The sequence below is a fragment of the Brevundimonas naejangsanensis genome, assembly GCF_000635915.2.
Classification (GTDB): Bacteria; Pseudomonadota; Alphaproteobacteria; order Caulobacterales; family Caulobacteraceae; genus Brevundimonas; species Brevundimonas sanguinis.
In genome coordinates, this window is sequence record NZ_CP015614.1 from 656,800 (window position 1) to 670,035 (window position 13,236).

The following is a 13,236-nucleotide window of genomic DNA, read 5'->3' on the forward strand; positions in this document are numbered from 1 at the left end:
ATGGAGACCTTCCAGCACAGGGTCGTCGCGCGTCAAGACGGTTCGGAACAGGGCTGGAATCCGGCTAGAACGCCTTTCCTCAAGGCGAGCGGGCGCGGCCCGTGCTTGCTTGACGCAACGGCGGCGCGTCAGGATCGTTGGGGCCGGACGTGATACGGGGTGAAGCGATGGTGATCAGTGGTGTCGGGCTGTGCGTCGCGCTGGCTGCGGGGCCGATGGCGAGCAGCCAGGAGGCGGAGCCGCAGGCGCAACTGACCGCATCTGCGCCTCGAAACGCCGAAACGTCCCGCACCCCGCTGAGCTATGCAGAGGCCGAGGCGCGGCTGCGTTCGACCTCCAGCCTGAACCGGGCGGCGGGTTATGCGGTGGAGGCGGCGGAAGCTCAGGCGCGCGCCGCAGACGGCCTGAACCGACCGACGGTGTCGCTGGACGCTCAGTTGATCCGCTATCGCAAGACGTTCGACCTGTCTCTGGGCGAGCCGCTGGACCGGGCGCAGTCCGACATCAGCGCGGCCATTCCGGGTCTGATTTCAGGTCTGCCCGGCGTGCCGGGCGATGTTCTGGGCGTCGTGGAGCAGAGGCTGCAGGCGGCTCTGCCAGAGATTTTCGCCGCCCTGCCGCACGATATCCGGCTGCAGGTGGACGACACGACGTTTCGCCCGACGGTGACGGCGCTTCAGCCGATCTATACCGGCGGCGCCATTCCGGCCCTGCGTCGGGCGGCGGAGGCCAATCTGGATATGGCCGAAGCCAAGCGTCGCGAAGCCGTCGATCTGGAAGGCGTCGGGCTGGCCCAGGCCTATTTCGGCCAGGTGCTGGCGGCGGAGGCGCTGAAGATCGCCATCGAAACGCGCGACGGCTTTGATCTGCATCTGAACAACGCGCGCCGCATGGAGAGCGAGGGTTTCCTCAGCCGCGCCCAGACGCTTCAGGTCGAGGTGGCGCGCGACGCCGCCCAGCGTCAGGTCAACCGCGCCGAACTGGAGCATGAAAACGCCGTCGCCTCGCTGGCGCGCGTGACGGACCTTGAGGACGGGGCGACGCCGACCACGCCGCTGTTCGTCAACCGCGGCCCGGTGGGACCGGCCGACCTGTTTGTGGACAGCGCGGGGCAGTCGAACGCGCGGGTCATTCAGGCGCAGGCCGGGCGCGATCTGGCCGAGGCGGGGGCGGATCTGGCGGCCTCGCGGCTGAAGCCGTCGGTGTTCGCCTTCGGGACCTACAACCTGAACCCCGATGATTCCCTGCCGACCGAGCCGGACTGGGCCTTTGGTCTGGGCGCGCGCTACACCCTGATGTCTTCGGTGGACCGGCGACGGCTGCTCGGCGCCGCGCGCGCCCAGGCCTCGGCGGCGTCCCAGATGGAGCGCAATGCCCGCGACGACGCCCGGCTGATGGTCACGCGCGCCTATAATCAGGTCGATCTGGCGCGGCGGCAGTTCCTGAGCATGGACAGCAGTCTGGAGGCCGCGCGCGAAAACCTGCGCGTGCAGGAGGTCGGCTTCCGCGAGGGCGAGGCGACGGCCGCCTCGGTGATCGACGCCCGCAACCTGTTGGGAACCGCGCGCCTGCAACGGGCGGCGGCGGCCTATGAATACGACCTGAGCCTGGCGGCGCTGTTGGCGGCGTCGGGCAATGGTCAGACCCTGAACGATTATCTGCAACGCGACGACCGGATCAGCGCCCCATGACTCAGCGCCCCATGAGCGAGACGCCTTCTTCGGCCTATACGCCGTCCAAACCCGCCGAGGCGCCGCCGCCGAAACCGCGCCGTCCGCTTCTGCCGTTGATCGTCGCGGCGGGGGTGGCGCTGCTGCTGGTCTTCATCGTCGTGGGTCTGTTCCTGGCCGCCCGTCCAGCGCCGGATCAGGTTCAGGGCATGGTCGAGGCCGAGACCTTCACTGTCGCCACCAAGGTGCCCAGCCGCGTCGAACGCTTCATGGCCGCCGAGGGCGATCGGGTGACGGCCGGGCAGGAACTGGCGCTGATGAGCAGCCCCGAGGTCGAGGCCAAGGACGCCCAGGCCCGCGCCCTGCTGCAGTCGACGCAGGCCATCCAGTCCATGAGCCGCGAGGGCGCCCGCGTCGAGGACGTGCAGACGGTCGAGTCCATCTGGCGCGCGTCTCAGGCGACGGCCCGTCTGGCCGATCAAACCGCGCGCCGGGCCGAAAACCTGTTCGCCGAGGGCGTCATTTCCGCCCAGCGCCGGGATGAGGCGGTGGCCGCCCGCGCCGCTACGGCGTCTCAGTCCGAGGCCGCGCGCCAGCAGTATCTGAAGGCGCAGGCCGGAACCCGTCCGCAGGAGAAGTCGGTCGCCGACGCCAATGTCAGCGGCGCCCGCGCCGCCGTCGCCGAGGTCGAAAGCCTGCAGGGCGAGACCCGCCTGACCGCTCCGCATGGGGGCGAGGTGTCGGAACGCTTCGCCAATGTCGGCGAGCTGGTGCTGACGGGGGTGCCGGTGTTCACCATCGTCGATACGGCCGAGCCGTGGGTCGCCTTCAGCGTGCGCGAGGATCAGTTCCGCGATCTGAAGATCGGCGCGACCGTGCGCGGGGACGTGCCGGCGCTGGGCGTGAAGGGCGCCGCCTTCCGCGTCACCGCCATCAGCCCGCAGGGCGAGTTCGCCACCTGGCGCTCGACCCGGCAGTCCAGCGGCTATGATGTCCGCAGCTTCCAGGTGAAGGCCAAGCCTGTCCGGCCGATCGAGGGCCTGCGGCCGGGCATGAGCGTCCTGTTCGACTGGTCGGCGCGATGAAGGGCGGGGCGGCCGTCTTTCTTGCGGCCGTTCAGGACGAGTCGCGGCGGCTGGCGACCCGCCCGTGGGACGCCTTCGTCGCTTTCGGCCTGCCGCTGATCCTGCTGGCGGTGATCGCGGCCATGCTGGCGCCCGGCGTGATCCGTCAGGCGCCGGTCGCCGTGGTGGATCAGGACAACTCAGCTTTCAGCCGGGCGGCCATCCGCAACATGGAGGCCAGCCCCGGCGTGCGGGTGGCCCACGCCCCGGCGACGGTGGATGAGGCCGTCGCCCTGATGCGGCGCGGCGAGGTCTACAGCATCGCGCACTTTCCCTCGGGCTTCAGCGAAGGCGCCTTCCGTCGTCCGGAGCAGGTGACGGTGTCGTTCAACGGCGCCTTCCAGACCGTCGGCGCCCTGTCGGCCTTGGGGCAGTCGGCGGCCATCGCCTCGGCCGCCGCGCCGCGACTGGAGGAGCGCGCGCGCCAGATGGGCCTGCCCGCCACGGCGCTGGAGCCGCCGGCAGTCCAGGTGTCGATCATCGGCAATCCGCAGTTGAGTTTCGAGCTGTTCCTCGGCGGCCTGCTGGCGCCCGGCGTGCTGCATCTGCTGGCGGCCTGTTCAGCGGTGCTGGCGGTGGGGCGGCTGATGCAGGGCGGCTCCTTCCAGACGTTCAAGGCCCAGAACGACGGGCGGACGACGGCGGCCCTGATCGGGACGCTGATCCCGCATTTCGTCATCTTCACCCTGTGGGGGCTGGCGTGGATCGGCTGGCTGTGCGGGATCAGAGGCTGGGGCGTGGCGGGGTCGTTGCCACTGCTGATGCTGGGCGTGGTCGCCCTGATGGCGGTCAGCGTCGCCCTGTCGGCCCTGCTGGTCGCCCTGCTGGGCGATGTCGACATGGCCTTCTCGGGCACCGCCATCTATTCGGGCGCGGCCATCGCCTTCTCGAACGGCACCCTGCCGCTGGATCACGGGCCGCGCTTCGCCCGGATCTGGAGCGACATCCTGCCCTACACCCACTATCTGCGCCTTCAGACCGGCCAGATGGTGACCGGCGCAGCGCCCGGCGGGGCCTGGCGGGACCTGATGATCCTGAGCTTCGTCGCCGTCATCGCCCTGATCCTGGCCGCCGTACTGATCCGCCTGCGCGCCCGGCGCGCGCCCAAGGCCGAAGCGCTGGCCTTTCCCCTGCCCGAACAGGGCGTCGGCGCCGCCTTCATCGCGACCTTCCGCAATCTGCCGCGCGCCCGGCCTGTCAGCAGCCTGCTGATCCTGGCTGTGGTTCTGTACGCCTTCTACTATCCGGCGGCCTATGCCGGGCAGGCGGCGACGGGGCTGCCGGTCGCCGTGGTGACGCCGACGCAGAGCGCCCTGACCCGCGCCCTGGTCGAAGACCTCAACGCCTCTCACGCGATCGAGGTCGCCGCTGTGATCCCCTCGACCGCCGAGGCGTCCGACCTGATGCGGCGCGGCGTTGTGGACGGCGTCGTCATCTTGCCGGACCGGTTTGAGAGCGACCTGGCGCGCGGCGCGCCCAGCGGCGTCGCCGTCTGGCTAAACGGCGGCTATCTGGTTCGGGTCACCTCGGTCGGCAAGGCGGTCGCGGCCGCTGCGGCCCACGTCGCCGAGACGCGGCTGGAGGGCCTGCCTCAGGCCGCCCGCGCGGCAAAGCTGGCCCCGACGCTGAAGCAGGAATCCCTGTTCAATCCGACGGAAGGGTATGGCGATTATGCCGTGCCGGCGGTCAGCCTGATCATCCTGCAGCAGACCCTGCTGCTGGGCGCAGGCGTCATCGCCGCCCTGCGCCGCGAGACCGGCGCAGCCCCCATGCGGCGCAGCGCAAGACTGGGTTTATGGCTGGCGCTGACGGCGATCGGCACGGGGTCCTGCCTGTTCTATTTCGGCTTCGTGTTCTGGGTGCAGGACTATCCGCGCGGCGGCGATCTAGGCGGGGTCGTCCTGTTGTCGCCCGTGTTCGCAGCCGGGGTTTCGGCGCTGGGGCTGCTGCTGGGCGGATTGTTCGATCGTCACGAGCGGGTCTTGCAGGTGCTGGTCGGAACCTCGGCGCCTCTTTTCTTCCTGGCGGGGGCGGCGTGGCCGCATTTCATGATGCCCAAGCTGCTGGTCTGGCTGGCTTGCCTGTCGCCCTCGACCGCCGCCGTCCAGGCCTTTGTGCCGATGAACGCCATGGGCGCCAGTCTGGCGGAGGTCGCGCCTCAGGCGGCGGGGCTGGTGGCATTGGCGGCGATCTTCGGCGCCCTGTGGTTGCTGCTCGATCCGCCGCGTAGCAGCCTCGTCCGTCGCAGCGGTAAATGATTAGTTAAAATTGACTAGTCCAAGATGAGTATCAACCTTGGGGATGTTGGCCTCTGGGGGGAGGTTTAAATGGCGAGATTGTGGCGATTGGCCGCAAGTCCAGACATCGGAAGCGACAGTCTGGAGTCTCGTTTAACAACCCATTCCCGGAGGCGAAGATGCGTACTTTGATGATCACTGCGGCCGCCACCGCCGCAGCAGCCCTGCTGGCTCTGCCCGGCGTTTCCAGCGCGCAAACCAATGTGACGGTCAGCACCAGCGTGACCAACTTCTGCGGCATCGGCCTGGCCAACGTGGCTGGCGGCAATGTCGCGGTGGCCAACGGCCAGCGCCAGAAAGTCACCACGCTGCGGATGTCGTGTAACGCCCCGACGGGCGCCAAGCTGACCTCCAGCGCCGCCAACGGCGACTTCAAGTCGGTCGACGGCGTGCTGATCAACTACGACTGGGACCTGGTGGTTCAGCAAGTGCCGACCCTGGGCTTCCCGGCTCAGGACACCTGGCCCGGCAGCCCGGCGATCGTCACCAACTCGGGCGGCTATAGCCAAGCCCTGGCTGACGGCATCTTCGCCGATCTGTTCCTGAACCTTTGCTACAACGTTCCGGGCGGCACCGGCGTCGGCGGCACGCAAGGCGACAACACCAACCCCGGTTCGACGGGCTGCGCGGCTGCGCCGTCTGGTCCGGGCGCGGCTACGGCCCCGGCCGGCACCTATACGGAGACCTTCACCTTCACGCTGAACCCGGCTTGATCGAGCCAGAACGGGGAGCCCGCAAGGCTCCCCGTTTTTCTTTCGCATTACTGCAGGGGAGATGCAGTTATGAGAGTTCAAGTCATCGCAGCTTCGGTGCTCTGTCTGATGATGGCCATGACGGCGCCGTCAGACACGCGCGCCATGGACGTCTCGCCGATGGTGGCCAAGATCACGCCTTCAGGAAGCGGATCCAGCTACCGACTGACCGTGCGCAACACCGCCACGGCGCCGGCCACGGTGGAGATAGAAGTTTATCGGATGAGGGTCGACGAAAACGGCGTCCGCAGCCTGGTCCCTGAAGAAGACGACATCGGCGTCTTCCCGGTGCAATCCGTCATTCCGCCCAATCGCGAACAGGTGGTGCAGGTGCGCTATCTCGGCGACAGCGGGCCGGAAGGCAAGATGTACCTGGTGCGTGCGGCGCAACTGCCGATCAATATGCAATCGGTCACCGGCGAGGACGAGGCCGGCGCCGACGTCAAACTGGCTTTCACGATCAACACCTATGTCTTCGTGGCGCCGACCAGCGCCAGGGCGGCGGTCGAGGTGACCTCCGTTTCCCGCGCGCCGAACGGCGACATTCTTCTGACGGCGCGAAACACGGGCGACGGCTTCGCCCATCTGCGCGAGGCGCGTTTCACGCTCAAGACGGCGGACGGGAAGACGCATGAGGTTCCTGCTGCCAATATTGATGTCGGAGAGGTCAGCGTGATGGCGGGCGGCGCCACGCGCAACATGCGTATCCCGGCTGCGCTGGCGGCTGACGCCAGCGGCGACGTGACCGCCTCGATCGTGCTGCTGTGAGATGTCCGGCCGCAAACGGATCTGGCGGCGCCTGGGCGCCGCGGCCTGCCTGGGCGGCAGCGTCGCCTCGGCCAGCAACGCCGAAGCGCCCTTCGCGGGGGATGAAGTCATCCGCACGGCGCGCAACTATTCCGAAGTCACCTACGGCGCCGCCGCCGTAGTCCCGGTCGAGCGAGACGCCCCTGACGTCCTGCTCGCCGCCGGCGCCGCGTCGAGTGTTCCCCCGCGCTCGATGCGGCGGCCGGCGGACCCCAGGATCAGGCGCCCTCGGCCCGGCCGACGCCGGTGCTGAGCCCGATCCAGGGGCCGCTGACCCTCGATGGCCGCTATCTGGGCGACCTGGCGGGGGAGGTGGATCTGCAAGGCCAGGGGCTGGTCGACGCCGAGGGGCTGATGGACCTTCTGGGTCCCAGTCTGGCGCCCGCCCAGCGCGACCGGCTGAAGACGATCATCGCGTCGCAAAAGCGCGTCAACATGGCGGACCTGAGAGGCGAGGGCTTTTCCTTGAGCTTCGATCCACTGGCCCTGACCTTCGTGGCAGAACTGTCGGCCGGGGCGCGTGCGCGTCGGGACGTCAGCTTCAACCGCAACGAGTTGGTCGATCCGGCGGCCTTTGATCAGCCCGCCAATTTTTCGGCTGGAGCGAATATCACCATGGCTCAGCAGTATTCGCATTCGGAGAACAGCTTTGCGCCCCTGGCGGGCGGGGTGGACATGTTCGCCAACTTCGGCGGCTTCGACGGCGTGACGTTAACGGCAGGCGTCGACTACGACGGCTCATCCGATGAGCGCTGGCGCCGCCGCGAAATCCGCCTCACCAAGGATCTGTTCCAGTCGGCGGTGCGCCTGACGGCCGGCGAGTTCGCACCGCCGGTTGAGAGCTTCCAGGGTTCGCGACGATTTCTGGGCCTGTCGGCGGCGCGGGCCTATTCGACGATCCGACCGTTCCAGAACGTGCGGCCATCTGGGCGGCGCCAGTTCGTGCTGGATCGCCCCGCCCTGGTGGTGGTCGAGGTCAATGGCGTGATTATCGAGCGGCTGCGCCTGGACGCCGGGCCCTATTCACTGGGCGACTTTCCGTTCGGCCAGGGCGCCAACACCGTGCGCCTGCTGGTCGAGGACAATACGGGCCAGAGAGAGATCGCCGTGTTCGACCTGTTCGGCGGCGCAGGACTGCTGGACCCCGGCGTGCTGGATTTCGGCGTCTCGGCGGGCGTGCTGGAGGAGGGCGGATCGCTGGAATACGGCTCCGCCTTGGGCGCGTCGGGCTTTGTCCGCAAGGGGATAAGCGACGTGCTGACCGTGGGCGCCAACGCCCAGCTGGCCGAAGGACGCGGCCAGGCCGGCGGGCTGGCCGTATGGGGCAGCCGCCTGGGCCTGATCCAGGCGAGCGCCGCTGTCAGTCATAACGGCGACACCGGACGGCAGGGCTATATCGGCTCGATCGACTATCTGCGCGAGACGACGTTCGGCCGGGAAGCTGATCTTCGCCTTGTAGCGTCAGTCCAGGCGACCAGCCGCTATTTCCAGAGCGCCTTCGAAACCAATGGCTTCAACCGTGAGAGATGGCGCGCCGCCGGCCAGGCGTTGTTGCGGTTCCGCGCCTATACGATGGGCTTTGGCGCGGCCTATGTGAAGGGGCGGGGCGAGCGGGATCGGACCGACCTCAATCTGAACTTCGGCCGCAGTTTCCGCCGTTTCGGCGTCAATATGACCGTGCAGCGCACGACCGCCCTGGACGGGCGGGAGGACACGCGGTTCGGCATCAACCTGACCACTCGTTTCGGCGGGCGGTGGAGCGGCGTGGCCCGCTACGACAGCCAGAACGACCTACGCGAGGTCGGTCTTTCGCGCGCCTCGTCAGGCCGCCTGAACGATCTGAGCGGGGATCTGCGCTTCTCCGAAGACGGGACGCAGCAGACCATCGCCGGCGACCTGCGCTACATCAACAACCGCTTCGATGCGGAGATCATCTCAAACCGCCTGGTTTCGAACCTGAACGACGGCGAGACGCGGCAGGAGTCGCTGTGGCGGCTCTCGACCATGGTCGGTTATGCGAACGGCGCTTTCGGCATTGGCCGATCGGCGCGCGAAGGCTTCGTCATCGCCACCGGCCACCCGACATTGAAGGGCGCGCAGGTCAGCTTGACGGACTCCAGCGGCTATCCGGTCGCCAAAAGCGGCTGGTTCGGCCCGGCGCTGGCGGGCATTGATCGCGGCTATGGCGTCCGGCGCTATGAGTTGGAGGTCGATCCCTTGCCGGAGGGGTATGATCTCGGCGCCGGCGTGATCCAGGCCTTTCCTGGTTTCGGCAATGGGTATCGTTTTGTCGTCGGCAGCGACGCCTCGCGTACGGCGCGGGGCTATCTGATTTCGCCCGAGGGGCCGGTGGCCTTGATGGGCGGCCTGATCGTCCCGGCCGGTGCAAAGGACGACGCACAGGGCAAGCCCTTCTTCACCAATCGCAACGGGCGTTTCATCGCCGACGGCCTGGCCCCCGGACAATACCGACTGGTGATCAAGGGGCGAACGGTGGGCGAATTTGTCATTCCGGACAACGCGGAAGGAGTAAGCGATGTGGGAGAAATCAAAACCCCTGGCCCGGTGTCATAGGGCGCAAGGGCGGCTGATGATCGGGACAGCGGGCCTGCTTGCGGCTGCAGCCCTGGCGTCCAGCGTCTCGGCCCAGACATGCGAGCTGGCGGCGCGGGACGGGCCGCAGACGGTGCGGATCGAGTACAACCCCTTCGCCATCGGACCGTCGTCCGGCGCGCTGGACATCGACCTGGAGAACCGGGGCGACGCCGCCTGCGATGTGCGGATGTCGTTCACCGACGACGTCGGCGTTGAAGTCACCAGCGTGATCCTGGGTAATGTGGGCGTGCAATTCCGGCCGCGTGAGGCGTCGGGCGTGCAGATGGCCGATGTGCAGACAGCCGTGTTCCAATATCAGCTCGCTCCGGGCGCCAAGGGGCAGGCCCAGTTCGACGCCGCTGTGGTGCAGGGAGCGGTGGCCGACGCCGGCGAATACGGCGTGAATCTGCGTCTGGTCGTGAAGACGGCGGACGGCGAACCGATCGGAGCGCCGATCCCGGTGCGGCTGATCCTTCAGGCGACGCCCAGAGCGCAACTGAATCTGGCGGGCGCAGCGGGAGCCTTCGGCACGGGCTCCAGCGTTGAGGTCGTGGATTTCGGCGAGGCGATCGCCGGCGTCACCCGGCGGATATTCCTTCAGGTCCGCGCCAATACGATGGCGACGGTGTCGGTTTCGTCTCAGCACGGCGGCGTCATGCGCCGGGTGGAGGAGGCGCCCGACGCCCCGGCCTTGCCCTACACAGTGGATTTGGACGGTGATGGTGTTGATCTGTCGACCCTGTGGACAAAACAGATTGATCCGCCGCGGACCCTGGCCGGTATTTCCATTCCGATGACCTTCATTTTGGGGTCTGTCGCCGGCGCCATGGAAGGTCGTTATGCGGACGTTCTGACGATAGACATCTCCCCCAAATGAACTGACCCATTTTGGGACTTTATAGCGGCGTGTTAAATTTCGTGCCAGAACGAATTTGTTTACAGCGCCAAGTATGCTGTTTGTCAGATCTGTGAAGTCATCGAAGTTTTTTATTTAGTGTTGATCAAACGTACCCACTAGGGAGAATCTTTAAAGCGCAGCTTATTAAAATCCCGATTTCTCATTTTGAACCTTGAAAAGCCACCGATATGCGACCAACAATGTGGAATTAGAGGATGCGCTGTTCAGCTTTCAGGAGCTGATGGTCCTTAGGGCCTGGCGTGCGGGAGGTTAGGGCGATGATCGGAGAGCAGACCACGACGACGCTTGGATCGGATACGGGGAGCCCCGTTGACGGGTTGTGGATAAGCCGATCTGAAGCGGCCTTCGGCGATATCCGCTCGTTCCATCCCCCTTCCGCGCCTAGCGATCTACCGGAAGCGGACGCTTGGTTTGAGGCCGATGATACGGCCCGCTTTATTCTGGATTCAGACGGTCGGGTTCTACGCACCAACGCCAAGGCGCGCGCCCTGGCTGACTGCGGCATGGTGGGGTCGCGCGGTCTGTTTATCTGCGCGGCGCATCGCAGCCGGGCGGAGCTGGACGCGCTGTTGCGGGACCTGGCCGATGGAAATCGGTCGAGCGGACGCATTCTGTTCCGCACCGGCGACGACGAGTGGTGCATCCTGGATCTGATGACGACGCCCGAGGCGCCGTGCCGAGTGTTCGCCACGGCCCAGCCGGTCAAACCGCTGGACGTGGCCAAGATCACGGCTCTCGGGGCGGTCTTCGGTCTGACCCGCGCTGAGACGGCGGTGCTGCTGCACCTGACCGCCGGCGCCACGCCCAAGGACATCGGCCGCAAGCTGGATATGTCGATCCATACCGTGCGGGCGCACCTGCGCTCGATCTGCATGCGGATGGGCGTCAAGGGCATCAACGGCGCCCTGCGGCTCAGTTTCCAGATGAGCTGACGCGCGGATCAGACGTCCAGGTCGGCGACGGCGAAGCGGGCGTTTTCCTGGATGAACTGATAGCGGGCCTCGGCTTTGCGGCCCATCAGGCGCTCGACCAGATCCTCGATCTCTTCCTCGCTGTCGGGCAGGGAGACGCGGGCCAGGGTCCGCTTCTTCGGGTCCATGGTGGTCTCTTTCAGCTGAGAGGCCATCATCTCGCCCAGGCCCTTGAACCGGCCGATCTCGGTCTTCTTGCCCTTGAAAACGGTGGCCAGAAGCTCGTCGCGGTGGGCGTCGTCGCGGGCGTACTCCGACAGCGGACCCGCCGAAATCCGATAGAGCGGCGGCAGGGCCATATAGAGCCGTCCCTGACGGATCAGGTCCGGCATGGAGCGGTAGAAGAAGGTGATCAGCAGGGCCGCGATGTGGGCGCCGTCGACGTCGGCGTCGGTCATGATGACCACGCGCTCGTAGCGCAGGTCGTCGACGCTGAAGCGGCTGCCCGCCTGCACGCCGAGCGCCAGCATCAGGTCGGTCAGTTCGATGTTCTGGCGCAGCTTGTCCGCCGTGGCCGAGGCGACGTTCAGGATCTTGCCGCGCAGGGGCAGGATGGCCTGGGTCGTGCGGTCGCGCGCCTGCTTGGCCGAGCCGCCGGCCGAGTCGCCCTCGACGATGAAGAGTTCGGTGCCCTCGGCGGCTTGTCGTGAGCAGTCCGACAGCTTGCCCGGCAGGCGCAGCTTGCGCGTGGCGGCGGCGCGCTGGACTTCCTTGTCCTTGCGGCGGCGCAAGCGGTCCTCGGCGCGGTCGACGACGAAGCCGAGCAGGGCGTTGGCCTGTTTCGGGCTTTCCGTCAGCCAGTGATCGAAGGGGTCGCGCAGCAGTTGTTCGGCCAGGCGCGCGCCCTCGGGCGATGACAGGCGGTCCTTGGTCTGACCCTGGAACTCGGGATTGCGGATGAAGATGGAGATCAGGGCGCCCGCATTGGCGATGACGTCTTCCGCCGTGATCTGGGCGGCGCGCTTCTCGTTGATCAGCTCGCCATAGGCCTTCAGCCCCTTGACCAGGGCGGCGCGGAAACCGGCCTCGTGGGTGCCGCCGTCGGGGGTCGAGACGGTGTTGCAGTAGGAGGCGACGAAGCTGTCCGCGTCGCCGAAGCCGATCGGCGACCAGGTGACGGCCCATTCCAGCGCGCCCGCCTCGCCCTTGCGCTCGACGCGCCCGGCGAAGACGGGGGTGACGGTTTCCAGTTCGCCCACGCGCTCGGCCAGGGCGTCGGCCAGGCCGCCGGGGAAGTGCAGGGTCGCCTGGGCGGGCGTCTGGTCGGTGATGCGCTCAGGGGCGCAGCTCCAGCGGATCTCGACGCCGCGGAACAGATAGGCCTTGGCCCGGGTCATGCGGAACAGGCGGGCGGGCTTGAAGGTCGCGCCGACGCCGAAGATCTGCTCGTCCGGCTTGAACCGGATCAGGGTGCCCTTCTTCTTCGACGGGCCGACCTGCTGGATCGGGCCTTGCGACAGGCCGCGGCTGAAGGATTGGCGCCATTCGAAGCCGTCGCGCCACACCGTGACGTCCAGGCTTTCCGACAGGGCGTTGACGACCGAGACGCCGACGCCGTGCAGGCCGCCCGAGGTCTCATAGGCCTTGCCCGAGAATTTGCCGCCCGAGTGCAGCACCGTCATGACGACTTCCAGCGCCGACTTGCCCGGATGGCGCGGGTGCGGATCGACCGGGATGCCGCGCCCGTCGTCGCGCACCGACAGATAGCCTTCGGCGTCCAGATCGACGGTGATCAGCTTGGCGTGCTTGGCGACGGCTTCGTCCATCGCATTGTCCAGCACTTCGGCGAACAGGTGGTGCAGGGCGCGCTCGTCGGTGCCGCCGATATACATGCCGGGGCGTTTGCGGACGGGCTCAAGCCCTTCCAGCACCTCGATCGAGGAGGCCGAATAGCCGGTGGCGGCCGCCGTCGCCGTGCTGGCGTGGGACGTCAGCTCGACCTTCGGCTCATGCACCGGCGCAGGCGCCGCCTGAAGGGCCGCAGGGGGCGTCGCCGCAGGAGCGGGCGCCGCAGCGGGAGCGGCGGGCTTGGTCGGTTCGGCGTCGTCGAGCTTGGAAAACAGATCGTCCATCAGGGCATTTTGCGGCGATTCGGGGCAGG

Annotated in this window: 10 protein-coding genes; 9 read left to right on the top strand and 1 reads right to left on the bottom strand. The window is 67.4% G+C overall.

Features of this window, described 5'->3' with window-relative positions:
• Nucleotides 1–167: 167 nt before the first annotated feature.
• The 9 genes from DA69_RS03145 (at nt 168) to DA69_RS14225 (ending at nt 11,096) form a co-directional block, all read left to right on the top strand.
• Nucleotides 168–1,691 (top strand): TolC family protein, encoded by a 1,524-nt coding sequence (locus DA69_RS03145; protein ID WP_025977500.1) that lies wholly within the window; start codon nt 168–170, stop codon nt 1,689–1,691.
• Complete coding sequence (locus tag DA69_RS03150; protein WP_235599200.1) at nt 1,688–2,755, top strand: HlyD family secretion protein; 1,068 nt, start codon at nt 1,688–1,690, stop codon at nt 2,753–2,755. Before DA69_RS03145 ends, DA69_RS03150 begins: the two co-directional genes overlap by 4 nt.
• Nucleotides 2,752–5,052 carry an ABC transporter permease gene (locus DA69_RS14220; RefSeq protein WP_025977498.1) on the top strand — a complete coding sequence of 767 codons (2,301 nt, stop codon included), beginning with the start codon at nt 2,752–2,754 and terminating at the stop codon, nt 5,050–5,052. The genes DA69_RS03150 and DA69_RS14220 overlap by 4 nt, the downstream gene beginning before the upstream one ends.
• A gap of 158 nt (nt 5,053–5,210) precedes the next feature.
• Nucleotides 5,211–5,804, top strand: coding sequence for a hypothetical protein (locus DA69_RS03160; protein WP_134581194.1), 594 nt, complete (start codon nt 5,211–5,213; stop codon nt 5,802–5,804).
• Between the two features lie 69 nt (nt 5,805–5,873).
• Nucleotides 5,874–6,611 carry a hypothetical protein gene (locus DA69_RS03165; RefSeq protein WP_145915887.1) on the top strand — a complete coding sequence of 246 codons (738 nt, stop codon included), beginning with the start codon at nt 5,874–5,876 and terminating at the stop codon, nt 6,609–6,611.
• 1 nt (nt 6,612) lies between these two features.
• Nucleotides 6,613–6,903 carry a hypothetical protein gene (locus tag DA69_RS03170; protein WP_064108268.1) on the top strand — a complete coding sequence of 97 codons (291 nt, stop codon included), beginning with the start codon at nt 6,613–6,615 and terminating at the stop codon, nt 6,901–6,903.
• Nucleotides 6,897–9,224, top strand: a complete 2,328-nt coding sequence (locus DA69_RS03175; RefSeq protein WP_064108269.1) for a fimbria/pilus outer membrane usher protein — start codon at nt 6,897–6,899, stop codon at nt 9,222–9,224. Before DA69_RS03170 ends, DA69_RS03175 begins: the two co-directional genes overlap by 7 nt.
• A 16-nt stretch (nt 9,225–9,240) precedes the next feature.
• Complete coding sequence (locus DA69_RS03180) at nt 9,241–10,122, top strand: hypothetical protein (RefSeq protein ID WP_025977494.1); 882 nt, start codon at nt 9,241–9,243, stop codon at nt 10,120–10,122.
• Between the two features lie 299 nt (nt 10,123–10,421).
• Complete coding sequence (locus DA69_RS14225) at nt 10,422–11,096, top strand: helix-turn-helix transcriptional regulator (protein WP_082891420.1); 675 nt, start codon at nt 10,422–10,424, stop codon at nt 11,094–11,096.
• An 8-nt stretch (nt 11,097–11,104) separates the two neighbouring features.
• Here DA69_RS14225 and DA69_RS03190 read toward each other — a convergent pair whose 3' ends face one another.
• The gene (locus tag DA69_RS03190) at nt 11,105–13,207 is read right to left on the bottom strand and encodes a DNA topoisomerase IV subunit B (RefSeq protein WP_029972552.1); all 2,103 of its coding nucleotides are present in this window, start codon (nt 13,205–13,207) and stop codon (nt 11,105–11,107) included.
• Nucleotides 13,208–13,236 lie beyond the last annotated feature (29 nt).